The sequence below is a fragment of the Streptomyces sp. NPDC002018 genome (genome assembly GCF_042890865.1).
Lineage (GTDB): Bacteria > Actinomycetota > Actinomycetes > Streptomycetales > Streptomycetaceae > Streptomyces.
The window spans coordinates 19,324-34,957 of sequence record NZ_JBIASO010000037.1; the positions used below are offsets into that span (position 1 = coordinate 19,324).

Annotated in this window: 17 protein-coding genes; 8 read left to right on the forward strand and 9 right to left on the reverse strand. The window is 70.9% G+C overall.

The window, feature by feature from the left end:
• The first annotated feature begins 48 nt into the window (after positions 1 to 48).
• Complete coding sequence (locus ACFYYH_RS33475; RefSeq protein ID WP_388559365.1) at positions 49 to 1,512, forward strand: MFS transporter; 1,464 nt, start codon at positions 49 to 51, stop codon at positions 1,510 to 1,512.
• On the opposite strand, the gene ACFYYH_RS33480 is transcribed toward ACFYYH_RS33475, so the two are convergent.
• On the reverse strand, positions 1,485 to 2,339 hold the full coding sequence (locus tag ACFYYH_RS33480; RefSeq protein WP_388559368.1) for a helix-turn-helix transcriptional regulator: 855 nt from the start codon (positions 2,337 to 2,339) through the stop codon (positions 1,485 to 1,487). The genes ACFYYH_RS33475 and ACFYYH_RS33480 overlap by 28 nt on opposite strands.
• Before the next feature lie 142 nt (positions 2,340 to 2,481).
• Positions 2,482 to 2,676, reverse strand: a complete 195-nt coding sequence (locus ACFYYH_RS33485; protein ID WP_388559371.1) for a DUF1918 domain-containing protein — start codon at positions 2,674 to 2,676, stop codon at positions 2,482 to 2,484.
• 250 nt (positions 2,677 to 2,926) lie between these two features.
• Between ACFYYH_RS33485 and ACFYYH_RS33490 the strand changes: the two genes are divergently transcribed.
• Positions 2,927 to 4,360 (forward strand): MFS transporter, encoded by a 1,434-nt coding sequence (locus ACFYYH_RS33490; protein WP_388559414.1) that lies wholly within the window; start codon positions 2,927 to 2,929, stop codon positions 4,358 to 4,360.
• 150 nt (positions 4,361 to 4,510) lie between these two features.
• Here ACFYYH_RS33490 and ACFYYH_RS33495 read toward each other — a convergent pair whose 3' ends face one another.
• Positions 4,511 to 4,765 carry a DUF6243 family protein gene (locus tag ACFYYH_RS33495; protein ID WP_388559374.1) on the reverse strand — a complete coding sequence of 85 codons (255 nt, stop codon included), beginning with the start codon at positions 4,763 to 4,765 and terminating at the stop codon, positions 4,511 to 4,513.
• 285 nt (positions 4,766 to 5,050) lie between these two features.
• Here ACFYYH_RS33495 and ACFYYH_RS33500 point away from each other — a divergent pair, with 285 nt between their 5' ends.
• Positions 5,051 to 6,073, forward strand: a complete 1,023-nt coding sequence (locus tag ACFYYH_RS33500) for an aldo/keto reductase (protein WP_388559376.1) — start codon at positions 5,051 to 5,053, stop codon at positions 6,071 to 6,073.
• 126 nt (positions 6,074 to 6,199) lie between these two features.
• Entirely contained in the window at positions 6,200 to 6,820 is a 621-nt protein-coding gene (locus ACFYYH_RS33505; RefSeq protein ID WP_388559379.1) for a TetR/AcrR family transcriptional regulator, read from the forward strand.
• 93 nt (positions 6,821 to 6,913) lie between these two features.
• Here ACFYYH_RS33505 and ACFYYH_RS33510 read toward each other — a convergent pair whose 3' ends face one another.
• Positions 6,914 to 7,120: a hypothetical protein gene (locus ACFYYH_RS33510; RefSeq protein WP_388559381.1), complete on the reverse strand. Its 207-nt coding sequence runs from the start codon at positions 7,118 to 7,120 to the stop codon at positions 6,914 to 6,916.
• A 97-nt stretch (positions 7,121 to 7,217) separates the two neighbouring features.
• Positions 7,218 to 8,600 (reverse strand): glycine--tRNA ligase, encoded by a 1,383-nt coding sequence (locus ACFYYH_RS33515; RefSeq protein ID WP_388559384.1) that lies wholly within the window; start codon positions 8,598 to 8,600, stop codon positions 7,218 to 7,220.
• A gap of 143 nt (positions 8,601 to 8,743) precedes the next feature.
• Between ACFYYH_RS33515 and ACFYYH_RS33520 the strand changes: the two genes are divergently transcribed.
• The 4 genes from ACFYYH_RS33520 to ACFYYH_RS33535 all read left to right on the forward strand — a co-directional run bounded on the left by ACFYYH_RS33520 (position 8,744) and on the right by ACFYYH_RS33535 (position 12,312).
• On the forward strand, positions 8,744 to 9,724 hold the full coding sequence (locus ACFYYH_RS33520) for a metal ABC transporter substrate-binding protein (RefSeq protein WP_388559387.1): 981 nt from the start codon (positions 8,744 to 8,746) through the stop codon (positions 9,722 to 9,724).
• A gap of 416 nt (positions 9,725 to 10,140) precedes the next feature.
• Positions 10,141 to 10,845, forward strand: coding sequence for a metal ABC transporter ATP-binding protein (locus ACFYYH_RS33525; protein ID WP_388559417.1), 705 nt, complete (start codon positions 10,141 to 10,143; stop codon positions 10,843 to 10,845).
• 2 nt (positions 10,846 to 10,847) lie between these two features.
• On the forward strand, positions 10,848 to 11,777 hold the full coding sequence (locus tag ACFYYH_RS33530; protein ID WP_388559390.1) for a metal ABC transporter permease: 930 nt from the start codon (positions 10,848 to 10,850) through the stop codon (positions 11,775 to 11,777).
• 85 nt (positions 11,778 to 11,862) lie between these two features.
• Positions 11,863 to 12,312, forward strand: a complete 450-nt coding sequence (locus ACFYYH_RS33535) for a Fur family transcriptional regulator (protein WP_388559392.1) — start codon at positions 11,863 to 11,865, stop codon at positions 12,310 to 12,312.
• A gap of 108 nt (positions 12,313 to 12,420) precedes the next feature.
• On the opposite strand, the gene ACFYYH_RS33540 is transcribed toward ACFYYH_RS33535, so the two are convergent.
• The 4 genes from ACFYYH_RS33540 to ACFYYH_RS33555 form a co-directional block, all read right to left on the reverse strand.
• On the reverse strand, positions 12,421 to 13,254 hold the full coding sequence (locus ACFYYH_RS33540; RefSeq protein WP_388559395.1) for an isoprenyl transferase: 834 nt from the start codon (positions 13,252 to 13,254) through the stop codon (positions 12,421 to 12,423).
• A 32-nt stretch (positions 13,255 to 13,286) separates the two neighbouring features.
• Positions 13,287 to 14,036 carry a DNA repair protein RecO gene (gene recO / locus ACFYYH_RS33545; RefSeq protein WP_388559398.1) on the reverse strand — a complete coding sequence of 250 codons (750 nt, stop codon included), beginning with the start codon at positions 14,034 to 14,036 and terminating at the stop codon, positions 13,287 to 13,289.
• A gap of 263 nt (positions 14,037 to 14,299) precedes the next feature.
• Positions 14,300 to 14,962 (reverse strand): TerB family tellurite resistance protein, encoded by a 663-nt coding sequence (locus ACFYYH_RS33550; protein ID WP_388559400.1) that lies wholly within the window; start codon positions 14,960 to 14,962, stop codon positions 14,300 to 14,302.
• Positions 14,963 to 15,183: 221 nt separating this feature from the next.
• Positions 15,184 to 15,634: alpha-isopropylmalate synthase regulatory domain-containing protein (locus tag ACFYYH_RS33555; protein WP_388559403.1), on the reverse strand; the 451-nt coding region annotated here is incomplete at its 5' end.

Sequence of the window (15,634 nt, forward strand, 5' to 3'; positions counted from 1 at the left end):
CCATTGTCGCGTATCACGGCGGTCATTAGTTAGTCGTACTATCGACACATGCCCGAGCTGAGCCAACGACGGCGCCTCCTTGTCCTGGCCATCTGCTGCATGAGCCTGCTGATCGTCAGCCTGGACAACACGGTGCTCAATGTCGCCCTCCCGTCGATCCAGCGTGAACTGCACGCCTCCGTCTCCGGGCTCCAGTGGACGATCGACGCCTACACCCTCGTCCTCGCCTCGCTCCTCATGCTCTCCGGCTCCACGGCCGACCGGATAGGCCGCCGCCGTGTCTTCCAGACCGGACTCGTCCTCTTCACGCTCGGCTCGCTGCTCTGCTCCCTCGCGCCGAACCTCGCGTCGCTGGTGGCCTTCCGCATGGTGCAGGCCGTCGGCGGTTCGATGCTCAACCCCGTCGCGATGTCGATCATCACCAACACCTTCACCGAGCCACGGGAGCGCGCCCGCGCCATCGGCGTCTGGGGCGCCGTCGTCGGTGTCTCCATGGCGGCGGGCCCGCTGATCGGCGGGCTGCTGGTGGACTCGGTCGGCTGGCGGTCGATCTTCTGGATCAACCTTCCGATCGGGCTCGCCGCGCTCGTACTGACCTGGCGCTATGTCCCCGAGTCCCGCGCCCCGAAGCCCCGCCGGGCCGATCCCGTCGGACAGCTCCTGGTCATCGGCGTCCTCGGGGCCCTGACCTACGCGATCATCGAGGCGCCGGCGGCCGGACTCACCTCGCCGCTGATCCTCTCGTTCGCCGGGATCGCGGCCCTCTCCCTGACCGGTCTGGTGCTGTACGAGCCGAGGCGCGCGGAGCCGCTGATCGATCTGCGGTTCTTCCGCAGCGTGCCCTTCAGCGGGGCGACCGTGATCGCCGTCTGCGCCTTCGCCGCGCTCGGCGGCTTCCTTTTCCTCAACACGCTCTATCTCCAGAACGTACGGGGACTGTCCGCGCTGCACGCGGGGCTCTACATGCTGCCGATGGCGGCCCTGACCTTCCTCTGCGCCCCGCTGTCGGGCCGGCTGGTCGGCAGCCGCGGCCCCCGGATCTCGCTGCTGGTCGCCGGGACCGCGATGACCGCGAGCGGCCTCCTGTTCGCGCTGACCGACGCGGAGGCGACGAACGCGCTGCTGTTCACCGGCTATGTGCTGTTCGGGCTGGGCTTCGGCATGGTGAACGCGCCGATCACCAATACGGCCGTCTCCGGTATGCCCCGTGCCCAGGCGGGCGTCGCCGCGGCGGTCGCCTCCACCAGCCGTCAGATCGGCCAGACGCTCGGTGTGGCCGTGATCGGCGCGGTGCTGGCGGGAGGCGCGATCGGCGCCGCCGCGTCCGCCACGTACACGGCGGGGTTCGCGGACGCGAGCCGGCCCGCCTGGTGGATCATCACCGCCTGTGGCGTCTGTGTCCTGCTGACGGGAGCGCTGACCAGCGGCGCCTGGGCGCGCACGACCGCGCGGCGGGCGGCGGAACGGCTGGAGCCGCAGGACGCTCAGACCGTCGCGGGCACCAGGTCCTGAAGCCGTTCGAGCCGGGCCCTGGACTCGTCGTCCACCGGGACATAGCTGACCAGGCGGGGACCGGACGACGGTCCGAGCCAGAGGTTGCTGTGCTCCAGATGGAGCTGCCCGACCCGGGCGTTGACGAACCGCTTGGTCTTGTCGCCGACGGCGACCACCTCGTGCCGCTCCCAGATCGCCCGGAACTCGGGGGAGGCGGACCGCAGCCGTCCGAGCAGGGTCTTCCACGCGGGCTCCGCGAGATGCTCGGCCATGGCGGCCCGGAACTTCGCCGCCATCAGCCGGATGGTCTCGTCGCGATTGCCGAGCGCCGCCCGCCACTCCTCGTTGGTGAAGGCGAGCCACATGCAGTTGCGGTCCTCGGGCGGCAGCGCGTCCAGGTCGCACATGAGATGACCGTAGGTGCGGTTGTACGCGAGAATGTCGTACCGCCCGTTCTGCACACACGCCGGGAAGGGCTCAAGACGCTCCAGCATCCGCCGCAGCGCGGGGGTGACGGTCGGGCAGGGCGTGCCGGGAGCGGGGTCGACGGCGCCCGCGAGCGCGAAGAGATGCGCGCGCTCACTGCGGTCCAGGAGCAGCGCGCGGGAGAGGGCGTCGAGCACCTGCGCGGAGACCTGGATGGAACGGGCCTGCTCCAGCCAGGTGTACCAGGTGACGCCGACGGCGGAGAGCTGCGCGACCTCCTCCCGCCGCAATCCGGGCGTACGGCGCCGGGAGCCGCGGGCGAGCCCCACCTGCTCGGGCATGATGCGCTCGCGCCGGCTGCGCAGAAAGGCGGCCAGCTCATGGCGGCGGATGTCCGTTTCCTGCACAGCCGTGGTCATGGTCCCAGCGTGCCGTATGTCCCAGACCATTGCCAGGTGGTGCGGGTACCAGGATGAGCCCCTCCGCCACCAGGCTGCGCGCCCCCGCGGGGCCTGCGCCCGACCGCCGGGAGCGGGCCGGGCGAAGAACGGCGGGCGTGTGTCACTTGCGCTTTCCGCGGACTTCCACCGCCGAGTCGGGGCCCGGCGAGACGATCGACTCGTGGCCGTCCTCGCCGCGCACCTTGAAGGGCGGTGTTCCGTTCGGTCCCATGACCTCCACGATCTCCACGACGCGGTCGTGCTTGCCGACCACCCTGCCGTGCATCACCAGGCGGTCACCCTTGCTTGCTTTCATCCCGCACTCCCAAGCCGCTCATCGATGCTCGATATCCACCCACGTCACTGAGTGTGATCATCAGTGTACGGAATGTCCGGTTCCATGTCGCCCGGAGCATCCGAGGCCCTTGCCGGGTACTACATGTACCAGGATAAAGACACTCTGGTACCAGGGTGTGGAGCGCGCGATCGTGGTAGGCGTGAGTACAGCTTCCGCGAAAGACAACCCGGACGCGGCACCGGCCGCCGCACCGGTCCCGGCCTCCGGCGTGGCCGCTCCCGGCGGACCCTCCGGCGGATCCCCCGTCATCCAGGACCACGGCTCGGTGCTCGGCACGCTGGGCCTGTTCACCGTGCTGCTCGGCGCGGCGCTGCCGCTGATCGACTTCTTCATCGTCAATGTCGCCCTGCCGACCATCGACCACGATCTGGCCGCGGGTCCCGCCCTCCTCGAACTCGTGGTGGCGGGGTACGGGCTCTCGTACGCCGTGCTGCTCGTGCTCGGCGGCCGGCTCGGCGACATGTTCGGACGGCGCAGACTCTTCCTGGCCGGCATGGCGGCCTTCGGCCTCACCTCGCTCGCCTGCGGTATCGCGCCCAACGCCTGGACCCTGGTCGGGGCCCGGGTCGCACAGGGCGCGGCCGCCGCGCTGATGCTGCCGCAGGTCCTGGCCACCATCCATGCCGCGACCACCGGGCAGCGCCGCGCGAAGGCGGTCAGTCTGTACGGCGCCACCGCCGGGCTCGCGATGGTGGCGGGCCAGATCCTCGGCGGCGTGCTGGTCTCCGCGAACATCGCGGGCAGCGGCTGGCGCGCGATCTTCCTGGTGAACGTGCCGGTCGCGCTGCTCGGTCTGGCGCTGGCGTTCCGTTCGGTACCGGAGACCCGCTCCCAGCGGCCCGCCCCCATCGACACCCCCGGGACGGTCCTGCTGGCCGTCTCGCTGGTGACGCTGCTGGCGCCGCTCACCGAGGGCCGGGCGGCCGGCTGGCCCGCCTGGACATGGATCTCCCTCGCCGCCTTCCCGGTCGCCGCGTACGCCTTCCTCCGCGTGGAGCGACGGGCCGACCGGCAGGGCCGGACCCCGCTCGTACCGCCGAGTCTGCTCGCGCTGGTCACGCTCCGGCGGGGGCTGACGCTGCTCCTGCCGTTCTCGGTCGGCTTCGGCGGCTTCATGTTCGTGGTCGCGATCGCGCTCCAGCAGGGCCTGGGCATGGGGGCGGTCACGGCGGGCATCGCGCTGGTGCCGATGGCGGTGGCGTTCTTCGCCGCCTCGCTGGCCGGGCCCCGGCTGGTACGGCGGTACGGCAGCCTGGTGGTGACGGCGGGCTCGGTGTCGCAACTGGCCGGTGTGGCCCTGCTGGTGCTCGCCGTCCGCGACGGCTGGCCCTCCGTCGGCGTGCTGGACCTGCTGCCCGGTATGGCGCTGGCCGGCTTCGGCCAGGGTCTCCAACTGCCGGTCATCATCCGGATCGTGCTCTCCGACATCCCGTCCGAGCGCGCGGGGGTGGGCAGCGGGGTCATGGTCACCGGCCAGCAGTCCGCGCTGGCGCTCGGGGTGGCGACGCTGGGCTCGCTCTTCCTCTCGCTGGCCGCGGCGACGGGGATGCGGGACGCCCTGGAGATCACCCTGCTGGTGCAGCTCGGCCTGATCGTCCTGACGGGACTGCTCAGTCTGCGGCTGCCGCGCTCGCTCGCCTGACGACGGCGCCGTACCCGGCCCCGGGCCCGCCCCGGGCCGGGCCGTGCGCCGCGCCGGACCGGGCAGGCCGGCGGGCCCGGACCACCGAGGTGGTCCGGGCCCGCCGTGTGTCTGTTCCGCGCGCGTGTCCGCGCGGGTGTACCTGTTCGGTCAGTCCTGCGCGGGGGTGGCCCCGGCGGCACCGTCCGTGGACTCCGGGGCGTCCGGGGCGGCGGTGTCCTGGCCGCCCTCGTCCTCTTCCTGACCGGCGGCGCGCTCCCGCATCTTGCGCAGCAGCTCCGCCTTCTGGTCGGCGGCGGCCTTGCGGTCGGCGTTGCGCGCGGGGCCGTTGCCCTGCTGGTCGGCGCGGGACAGCTTCTTGCGCTGTCCGCCCACGCCGAGAAGGTTGTTGCGGCTCTTTGCCACGGGGTTCTCCCGAAGTGATGAGAAGTGATCTGCGGATTCGTCGGTGGGGGGCGGGCCGTGACCGCCGCGCTCTCACTCGTAGATCTGGAAGAACATGCCCGTGACGCTACCACCGGGCGGGACCGGGACGTAACGCGATTATGGCGGGCGTCGGCCATGATGGATGACAGAAATTGAAATCTGTCATCCGTCATGTCATGGTTGTTGTGCCACTCCCGCCCGCCACGATCACTCCCCTCCCTCACGATCACTCCGATCTCTCACGAACCCCACGGAGGAACCGCCATGACCACCCTCCCCTCCCTCCCTGCCCGCGGGCTCAGCACCACCGGTCCCCTGGTCTCCGCTCTCGGCCTCGGCTGTATGGGCATGTCCGGGATGTACGACGGGGGCGATCGCGCCGAGTCCATCGCCACCATCCACGCCGCCCTGGACGCGGGCATCACCCTGCTCGACACGGGCGACTTCTACGGGATGGGCCACAACGAGCTGCTGATCGCGGAAGCGCTGCGCACCGCCCCGGCGGGCGCCCGCGAACAGGCCCTGATCAGCGTCAAGTTCGGCGCCCTGCGCGACCCGGACGGCGGCTGGGGAGGCTATGACGGCCGTCCGGCCGCCGTGAAGAACTTCGCCGCGCACTCCCTCCAGCGCCTCGGCACCGAGCACATCGACATCTACCGGATCGCCCGGGTCGACCCCGACGTCCCGATCGAGGAGACGGTCGGCGCCATCGCCGAGCTGGTCCAGGCCGGCCATGTCCGCCATATCGGTCTCTCCGAGGCCGGTGCCGGGACGATCCGCCGCGCGGCCGCCACCGCCCCGATCTCCGACCTCCAGATCGAGTACTCCCTGATCTCCCGCGGCATCGAGGCCGAGATCCTGCCCACGGTCCGTGAGCTGGGCATCGGTGTCACGGCGTACGGAGTGCTCTCCCGCGGGCTGATCAGCGGCCACTTCACCCGTGACCGCGCCCTGGGCCCGACCGACTTCCGTGCGGGGAGCCCCCGCTTCCAGGGCGACAACCTCGAACACAATCTGGGGCTGGTGGAATCCCTGCGGAAGATCGCCGAGCAGAAGGGCGTCACCGTCGCCCAGACCGCCATCGCCTGGGTGCTCTCCCGGGGCGAGGACATCGTGCCGCTCGTCGGCGCGCGCCGCCGGGACCGGCTGGCGGAGGCCCTGGGCGCCGTCGGGGTCACGCTGGACGCGGACGATCTCGCCGCCATCGAGCGCGCGGTGCCCGCCGGCGCCGCCGCGGGCGACCGCTACGCGGCCGCCCAGATGGCACACCTCGACAGCGAGCGATGACCGCGCGCGGCCGGCGCCGGCCGCCACGGCTCACCCGTCGGCCGGCCGGACCTGACAGGTAAGGTCATCTGTCGCGTCCCGCCGTACGGACGTCAATCCGTACGGGCCACGAAAGGTCGGACATCCATGGCCACCGAGACCCTGACCGCCGAGCGCATCCTCGAGGCCACCGAGGAGGTGCTGCGCCGTTACGGTCCGGCGAAGGCCACGGTCCTCGATGTGGCCAGGGCCCTCGGCGTCAGCCACGGCAGTGTCTACCGGCACTTCCGTACGAAGGCCGCGCTGCGCGAGGCGGTCACCGCGCGCTGGCTGAGCCGTACGGAACTGGCGCTGGCGCGGATCACCGAGGCCGCGCGGGAGTCCGGAGCCGGGGCCGGGGCCGAGCGGGGGCCCGAACCGGGTCCGGAGAAGCTGCGGGACTGGCTGCTGACGCTCTTCGACACCAAGCGTCACAAGGCCGGTGACGACCCCGAGCTGTTCGCGACCTTCTCCGTGCTCATCGACGAGAGCAGCGGTGTGGTCGACGCGCATCTCACCGAGCTGACGCGCCAGCTCACCCGGATCGTCGAAGAGGGCGTGCGGGCGGGCGAGTTCGCCGCGGCGGACCCGGCGACGACGGCGGGCGCGGTCTTCGCCGCCACGGCCCGCTTCCATGACCCCGCGTATGCCCCGGAGTGGCGGAAGCCCACGATCGACGCCGAGTTCACGGCCGTCTGCGATCTGGTGCTGCGCGGACTGCGGGCCTGAGCGGGGCCACCCGCACCCCCACACCCCCGCACGGGCCCGCACCCGCATCCGTACCCGCCGCACCCCGCATCCGTACCCGCCGCCGCCCGTTCGTCAGCCGCCGGCGGGGTCCACCGTCGCCTGGTGGGCCTCGGTGAGATGTTCCTGTGCCTTCAGCCAGGGCAGGAACTGCGCGTTCTTGCGCCAGCCGCAGGTGTCACAGACCAACGACCGCTGTACACCCGCTTTCTGGACGCGTACGACATGTTCACGCCCGTGCTGATCCCATCTGCTGACCTTGCTGGTGGTCGTGGACGGCATCCGTGCCTCCTGTTGACGCGTGCGCCCAGTGTGCAACGAAGCCCCCGGTTCCGTGGTGGAACCGGGGGCTTCGAGCCAGGACCGTGACGAAGTCCGGTCAGCAGCCCATCAGCCGGCCGCCGAGGTAGCTCTGGATCTGGTCCAGCGAGACACGCTCCTGCTTCATCGTGTCGCGCTCGCGCACGGTCACCGCGTTGTCGTCGAGGGTGTCGAAGTCGACGGTCACACAGAACGGCGTGCCGATCTCGTCCTGGCGGCGGTAGCGGCGGCCGATGGCACCCGCGTCGTCGAACTCGATGTTCCAGTTGCGCCGCAGGTCCTCGGCGAGGCCCTTGGCCTTGGGCGAGAGCTGCGGGTTGCGGGAGAGCGGCAGCACGGCCACCTTGACCGGCGCGAGGCGCGGGTCGAGCCGCATCACGGTGCGCTTCTCCAGCACGCCCTTGGCGTTGGGCGCCTCGTCCTCGTTGTACGCGTCGAGGAGGAAGGCGAGCATCGCGCGGCCGACACCGGCGGCGGGCTCGATCACATAGGGGGTCCAGCGCTCGCCGGCCTCCTGGTCGAAGTACGACAGGTCATGGCCGGACGCCTTGGAGTGCGCGCCGAGGTCGTAGTCGGTGCGGTTGGCGACACCCTCCAGCTCGCCCCACTCGCTGCCGCCGAAGGAGAAGCGGTACTCGATGTCGGCGGTGCGCTTGGAGTAGTGGGAGAGCTTCTCCTTGGGGTGCTCGTACCAGCGCATGTTCTCCTCGCGGAGCCCCAGGTCGCGGTACCAGTTCCAGCGCTGCTCCATCCAGTACTCCTGCCACTGCTCGTCCTCGCCCGGCTTGACGAAGAACTCCATCTCCATCTGCTCGAACTCGCGGGTGCGGAAGATGAAGTTGCCCGGAGTGATCTCGTTCCGGAAGGACTTGCCGACCTGCGCGATGCCGAACGGCGGCTTCTTGCGCGACGTCTGCTGCACCTGGGCGAAGTTGGTGAAGATGCCCTGCGCGGTCTCGGGACGGAGATAGGCGACCGAGCCGGAGTCCTGCGTCGGGCCGAGGTGGGTGGTGAGCAGGCCGGAGAACTGCTTGGGCTCGGTGAAGGTGCCCTTGTTGCCGCAGTTGGGGCAGTTGAGGTCGGCGAGGCCATTCGCGGGGGCCTTGCCGTGCTTCTCCTCGTACGCCTCTTCCAGGTGGTCCGCGCGGAACCGCTTGTGGCAGGAGGTGCACTCGGTGAGCGGGTCGGTGAAGGTCGCCACGTGACCCGACGCCTCCCAGACCTCCGTGGCCAGGATCACCGACGAGTCGATACCGACGACGTCCTCGCGCGAGGTGACCATGTAGCGCCACCACTGGCGCTTGATGTTCTCCTTCAGCTCGACTCCGAGCGGCCCGTAGTCCCAGGCGGCCCGCTGACCGCCGTAGATCTCACTGGACGGGTAGACGAAGCCACGGCGCTTGCTCAGGTTGACGATGGTGTCGATCTTGTCGGCGGCCACGGTGCTCTCTTCATTACGACGACGACGAACGCGAATGCTTCAGATTAGCGGCGGGTGCGCCCCTTCGATCAAATCGGTGCGTGGTACGAGACATACCCGGCCCTTGTTGACAATCGTTTCCAGTTTTGTTGAAAATGACTGTCATGAACGCACGCCGCCTGATACCCACCGCCACCCTCGCCGGAGCTGTCACGCTCGGCCTGGTGGCGCTGTCCGCCTGCTCCTCCTCCGACGCCGCCGGCCAGAAGAGCGGTGACAAGCTCGCGATCACGGCGTCGTTCTACCCGATGGAATTCCTCGCCCAGCGGATCGGCGGCGATCTCGTCTCCGTCACCACCCTCACCAAGCCGGGCATCGAGCCGCACGATCTCGAGCTGAAGCCCCGGCAGACCGCCGAACTCGGCGAGGCGGACGTCGTTCTCTACCTCAAGGGTATCCAGCCCGCCGTGGACGAGGCGATCGACCAGTCCGGGGTCGCGCACATCGTCGACGCGGCCACCCTGACCACGCTGGAGAAACACGGCACCGAGGTCGGCCACGAGCACGGCGGGGACGAGCACGGAGCCGACGAGCACGCGGCCGAGGAGGAGGGCACCCCGGACGGCAGCGACCCCCACATCTGGCTCGACCCGGTGAAGTACGCCGAGGTCGCCCAGGGCGTCGGCGCCTCCCTGGAGAAGGCCGACCCGGACCACGCCGACACGTACCGGAAGAACACGGACGCGCTGGTGGCCGAGCTCGGCGGGCTGGACACCGCGTTCAAGGAGGGCCTCGCGAACACCTCCACCAAGACCTTCATCACCACCCACGCCGCCTTCGGCTATCTCGCCGAGCGCTACGGCCTGGAGCAGGAGGCGATCGCCGGTATCGATCCCGAGGCCGAGCCCAGCCCCGCCCGGATCAAGGAACTGGAGACCATCGCGAAGCAGGACAAGGTCAGCACCGTATTCTTCGAGACGCTCGCCAGCGACAAGACCGCCAAGACCATCGCGGCGGACTCGGGGCTGAAGACGGACGTCCTGGATCCGCTGGAGGGAATCACGGACCAGTCCGAGGGCGATGACTACATCGAGGTCATGCAGGCCAACCTCGCCGCGCTGCGAACGGCACTCGGCGCGAAGTGAACCGGCCGGCGGCAGCAAGGGAGGCGCGGCAGATGGCGACCACGGAGAGCGACGAACAGGCTCAGGAGGCGCGAGCCCCCGAGGCCGGGACCGCGGCCTCCGCCGCCCCGGAGGCACGGCCCGCCGGGAAGCGGACCGCGCCGGACCGCGCCGCGTCCGACCGCACCGCGACAGACCCGTCCGACCGCACCGCGGCCGACCCCGTCACGGCCGGCCGGAGCGCCGCGGACCGGGCCGCCGCGGCCGGCTCCGAGGAGGCACCGGCGGCGGCCCCGCGTCCGTCGATCCCCGGACCCCGCCGGGCCCCGGACCCGGCCGGGCGCGCGGCCGCCGCGGACGGAGAACGTCCCGAGCGGCAGCTCCCCGCGCCGGTCGTCTCCGTCCGCGGAGCCACCGCGACCCTCGGTGCGCGCACGGTGCTGCGCGGCATCGACCTCACCGTGCGCCGCGGCGAGGTCGTCGCCCTGCTCGGCGCCAACGGTTCCGGGAAGTCCACCGCCGTACGCTCGGTGATCGGCCAGGTCCCGCTGACCGACGGCGAGGTCTCGCTCTTCGGGACGCCGCTGCGCCGCTTCCGGGACTGGGCGCGGGTCGGTTACGTACCGCAGCGCACCACCGCCGCGAGCGGGGTGCCCGCGACCGTCCGCGAAGTCGTCTCCTCCGGCCGGCTCTCCCGTACGAAGCTCCGCCGGCCCTCCAAGGCCGACCGGGCGGCCGTCGAGGCGGCCATCGAACTGGTCGGTCTCGCCGACCGCGCCAAGGACTCCGTGGACGCGCTCTCCGGCGGCCAGCACCAACGGGTCCTGATAGCCAGGGCGCTCGCCGCCGGGCCCGAGCTGCTGATCATGGACGAGCCGATGGCGGGCGTCGATCTGGCCAGCCAGGACATCCTCGCGGCGACGCTGCGTGAACAGGTGGCGGCCGGGACGACCGTGCTGCTCGTCCTCCATGAACTGGGCCCGCTGGAGCCGCTGATCGACCGCGCGGTGGTGCTGCGCGACGGCTGTGTGACCCACGACGGGCCGCCACCACGGGCCGTCGGCCAGCACGCCCTGCCCGGCCACGATCATGTCCATCCCCACGCGGCCGACCAGCCGCTCCGCACAGGACTGCTGACCTGACCATGGAAATCCTCCAGACCGCGTTCATGCAGCGCGCGCTGATCGCGGCCGTGCTGGTCGGTATCACCGCCCCCGCCGTCGGCATCTATCTCGTACAGCGCCGCCAGGCACTGATGGGCGACGGCATCGGCCATGTCGCCATGACCGGCGTCGGTCTGGGCTTTCTGCTCTCCGCCAGCCCCGTGTGGATCGCGACGCTGGTCTCGGTGGCCGGTGCCATCACCATGGAGCTGATCAGGGCGTACGGCCGCACCCGCGGCGATATCGCGCTGGCGATGCTCTTCTACGGCGGCATGGCCGGCGGCGTCCTGCTGATCAATCTCGCGCCGAACGGCTCGAACGCCAATCTCAGTTCCTATCTGTTCGGTTCCCTGTCGACGGTCTCGCCGTCGGACGTGACCGCGATCTCGCTGCTCGCCGCCTTCGTGGTGCTGGTGACGGTGGGGCTGCGGCGGCAGCTCTTCGCGGTCAGCCAGGACGAGGAGTTCGCCCGGGTCACCGGACTGCCGGTACGCACACTGAACCTGCTGATCGCGGTCACGGCGGCGGTCACGGTCACCGTCGCCATGCGGGTGGTGGGACTGCTGCTGGTCAGCGCGCTGATGGTGGTGCCGGTCGCGGCCGCCCAGCAGATCACCCGGTCGTTCGCGGTCACGTTCGTGCTCGCGGTCGTGATCGGCACGGCGGTGACGCTCGCCGGTACGGCCACCTCGTACTACCAGGACGTACCGCCCGGCGCGACGATCGTGCTGCTGGCGATCGGGGTCTTCGTGGTGCTGACGGTCCTCGCCACCCCCCTGGCGAGACGGCGGGCCGGGGCCCTGCGGACCGCCGAGGCCGCGGGGCGGTCCGTGACCACCGCCGTACCAGGCGTAACGCCTGTTCAGGACGGGACGGCCGGCCGCCGGCCCACGGACGACCTCACCGTCTGACCGCGGGCCGGTCACGAACTGGCAGAATGGCCCGAGGGGAAGCGGGCAACGCCCGGTGGATACGGGCAGAGGCAAGGAGGCACCTGTGACGACTGCGCCCAGCGATGGATCGAGCGCGGCCCCCGTGCGCGGCCGATCGACCCGCCAGCGTGCCGCGGTGGCGGCGGCGCTCGACGAGGTCGACGAGTTCCGCAGCGCGCAGGAGCTCCACGACATGCTCAAGCACCGGGGCGACTCGGTCGGTCTGACCACGGTGTACCGCACGCTCCAGTCCCTCGCCGACGCCGGCGAGGTCGATGTGCTGCGCACGAACGACGGCGAGTCCGTCTACCGCCGCTGCTCGACCGGCGACCACCACCACCATCTTGTCTGCCGGGTCTGCGGAAAGGCCGTCGAGGTCGAGGGGCCCGCGGTCGAGCAGTGGGCCGAGACGATCGCCGCCCAGCACGGCTATGTGAGCGTGGCGCACACGGTGGAGATCTTCGGCACCTGCGCGGAGTGCGCGCGCTGCGCGGGCCAGGCCGCGAAGAACTAGCCCCGGAAGCAGCAGCACCCGCGGAACCCGCGCCCGTGCCGGGCGGAGAACAGCCCGCCCGGCACCGGGGAAGATGGTGCGCGGCCCCGCGGGACAAGCCCCGCGGAATCAGCCCTGCGGGATCTCTTCCGCCTGCTCGTCCGGGTTGGGCAGCGCCCCGCCGAAGCGCCGGTCCCTGGAGGCGTATTCGAGACAGGCCCGCCACAGATCCCTGCGGTCGAAGTCCGGCCAGAGCACGTCCTGGAAGACCATCTCCGCGTAACTGCTCTGCCAGATCAGATAGTTGGACGTGCGCTGCTCACCACTGGGCCGCAGGAAGAGATCCACGTCCGGCATGTCCGGATAGTAGAGGTACTTCGCGAACGTCTTCTCGTTGACCTTGGCCGGGTCGAGCTTCCCCGACGCCACATCCGCCGCGAGCGCCTGCGCCGCGTCCGCGATCTCCGCACGCCCGCCGTAGTTGACGCAGAAGTAGAGCGTCATGGCATCGTTGTCCTTGGTCTGCTCCTGTGCGATCTGGAGCTCCTGGACGACCGACTTCCACATCTTGGGCATCCGGCCGACCCAGCGGATACGGATACCCAGCTCGTCCATCTCGTCGCGGCGGCGCCGGATGACATCACGGTTGAAGTTCATGAGGAAGCGCACCTCGTCGGGTGTCCGCTTCCAGTTCTCGGTGGAGAAGGCGTACAGGGAGAGGTTCTTGACGCCCATCTCCAGACAGCCCTTGAGCACATCGAGGACAACGCCCTCGCCGACCTTGTGGCCCTCGGTGCGGGGCAGCCCGCGCTCCTTGGCCCAGCGGCCGTTCCCGTCCATCACACACGCCACGTGCTGGGGCACCAGCTCGGCGGGGATCTTCGGCGGCCGCGCACCCGAGGGGTGCGGCTCGGGCGTCTTGTACTCGCGGCGGGAACGTCCCAGGATTCCGCGTCGTGCCATGCGCTCTCGTCTCCCAAATCTTCTCTGCGTGATCAGTTCTTCTCTACGTATCTGAGCGAGCGCAGACCGCGCTCCAGGTGCCAGTGGAGATAGGCGGACACCAGTCCGCTGCCCTCCCTGACATGCCGCGCCTCGCACGCGTCAGCCGTCGCCCAGTCGCCGGTCAGCAGCGCGCTCAGCAGTCCGACGGCCTCAGCAGAGGGTACGACGCTGCCGGGCACCCGGCAGTCGGCGCATATGACCCCGCCCGCCGCCACGGAGAAGAAACGGTTCGGACCGTGGAGTCCGCACTTGGCGCAGTCGTCGAAGCTCGGCGCGTATCCGTTGACGGCGAGGGAGCGCAGCAGGAAGGCGTCCAGGATGAGATGGGGGGCGTGCTCACCGCGGGCGAGCGTGCGCAGCCCGCCGACCAGGAGCAGATACTGCTGGACGGCCGGCTCACCCTCGTGGTCGGTGAAACGCTCGGCGGTCTCCAGCATGGCCGTCCCCGCGGTGTAGCGGGCGTAGTCGGCGACGATGCCGCCACCGTACGGAGCGATGGTCTCGCTCTGGGTGCACAGCGGCAGACCGCGGCCGACGAGTTCGCTGCCGCGCGCGAAGAACTGCACATCGACATGGGAGAAAGGTTCCAGCCGCGCCCCGAACTTGGACTTCGTCCGGCGCACCCCCCGGGCGACGGCGCGGACACGGCCGTGGCCGCGGGTCAGAAGCGTGATGATGCGGTCGGCCTCACCGAGCTTCTGGGTGCGCAGCACGACGCCGTCGTCCCGGAACAGACTCATGGGCTCATTCTCGCGCATGCGCGCGGGCCGCCGGGCCGCCGGTCGCGCAGGGGCCCAGGACGCCCCGTCATCCGCCCCAGGACGCCGCCCGGCCCCGGCGGCCGGGACGGAGCGCCACGGAGGCGGGGCGGCACCGCGGGGCCGACCGGGCACCGCGGAGGCAGTCGGGCGCCGCGGAGGCGGTCGGGCGCCGCAGAGGCGGGCAGAGGCCCACCGGCGAGGCGCGGAGGGCCCACCGGGGCGCCCATGGCCCCGCAGGAGCGTCAGGAGGGCGTTCCCGACGCCGCCAGCAGCAGTCTCTCCGTGTCGTCCGAGCACAGCAGCAGCGCGCCGCCCACGATGCTGAGCACCTCGCGCTCCGCCGGGCTGTACGGTCCGTCGGCCACCGCGATCCTGGCGCCCTGGAGCACGATCGACTCCCGGCCCGCCGGAGCGAGATGCGGGGCCAGCGGCTCCAGCGCCTCGTGCAGCTCGATGGCGAGCGCCGCGCCGCACGGACCGGGGTCCACGACGAACCGGCCGGTGTCGGCGGCGAGCGCCTCCACCAGATCGGTGAGCCGGTCCTCCGTGCAGTCCTCGAACCCGGCCGCGCGGACGGTGTGGACCGCGGTCTCCCTGACCGTACGGGAGGAGATCCCGCCGGCCGCGAGAACGGCGAGCGCGACGGTGTGCACGGCGTCGCGCAGCATCGCGGAGAAGCGGAGGGTGGTGGGGTGGTCGAGGGCGTCCATGCCGAAGTGGGTGTGACAGGCCGCGCATTCGATCACCGGACCGGCGAGCCCGCGCGCGAGCAGGGGGACACCGAGGACGGTGAACCGGCGACGGCCGGTGCGACGGCGGTAGTTGCGGTCGCCCCCGCAGCCGGGGCAGAAGAACTCCCCGTCACCGACGGTGTTCCAGGACGTGCGAATGCCGCAGATGCGCACTTTTCGGCCGCTTGATCCCTGAGCTGGCAGCACGTCGCGCACCTCCGTAACGCTCCGGCAACATTGCCGCGTTGACGTGATGTTAGCCACATCCTCCGGGCTCCGTCAGTACCGCGGCGTGAGATCGCCACGACATGGCTGAACCCCGCCCACCGCGACCGGTGGACGGGGCCCCTGAACGCCCAGGTGAAAGCCGGGATCAGCGGTTCATGACCGGCGCGTCAACGAGTCGCGCGGTTGACCGCGGAGACGACCGCCTTGAGTGACGCCCGGGTGGTGTTCGCGTCGATCCCGATGCCCCACAGCACCTTCCCGTCGATCGCGCACTCGATGTACGAGGCGGCCTGCGCGCTCGCGCCCTCGCTCATCGTGTGCTCCTGGTAGTCCAGGAGCCTGGCGTCCACCCCGACGCCCGCCAGGGCCTCGAAGAACGCCGAGATGGGGCCGTTGCCGGTGCCGCTGAGCACCGTCTCCACGCCGTCCACCACGGCCTGGACCGTCAGGGTGTCGCGGCCGTCCGTGTCGGTCGTGCTCTGTCCCGAGCGGAGCTGGATCCGGCCCCAGGCGTTGTCCGGGTTGGGCAGGTACTCGTCCTGGAAGACGGACCAGATCTGGCCGGGTGTGACCTCGCCGCCCTCGGCGTCGGTCTTGGCCTGGATGATGCGGGAGAAC

Bases quoted from the DNA above. Each gene is read 5' to 3' on its own strand.
- ACFYYH_RS33475 (WP_388559365.1), top strand. From the start codon at position 49: ATGCCCGAGCTGAGCCAACGACGGCGCCTCCTTGTCCTGGCCATCTGC.
- ACFYYH_RS33480 (WP_388559368.1), bottom strand. From the start codon at position 2,339: ATGACCACGGCTGTGCAGGAAACGGACATCCGCCGCCATGAGCTGGCC.
- ACFYYH_RS33485 (WP_388559371.1), bottom strand. From the start codon at position 2,676: ATGAAAGCAAGCAAGGGTGACCGCCTGGTGATGCACGGCAGGGTGGTC.
- ACFYYH_RS33500 (WP_388559376.1), top strand. From the start codon at position 5,051: ATGACCACCCTCCCCTCCCTCCCTGCCCGCGGGCTCAGCACCACCGGT.
- ACFYYH_RS33505 (WP_388559379.1), top strand. From the start codon at position 6,200: ATGGCCACCGAGACCCTGACCGCCGAGCGCATCCTCGAGGCCACCGAG.
- ACFYYH_RS33510 (WP_388559381.1), bottom strand. From the start codon at position 7,120: ATGCCGTCCACGACCACCAGCAAGGTCAGCAGATGGGATCAGCACGGG.
- ACFYYH_RS33520 (WP_388559387.1), top strand. From the start codon at position 8,744: ATGAACGCACGCCGCCTGATACCCACCGCCACCCTCGCCGGAGCTGTC.
- ACFYYH_RS33530 (WP_388559390.1), top strand. From the start codon at position 10,848: ATGGAAATCCTCCAGACCGCGTTCATGCAGCGCGCGCTGATCGCGGCC.
- ACFYYH_RS33540 (WP_388559395.1), bottom strand. From the start codon at position 13,254: ATGGCACGACGCGGAATCCTGGGACGTTCCCGCCGCGAGTACAAGACG.
- recO (WP_388559398.1), bottom strand. From the start codon at position 14,036: ATGAGTCTGTTCCGGGACGACGGCGTCGTGCTGCGCACCCAGAAGCTC.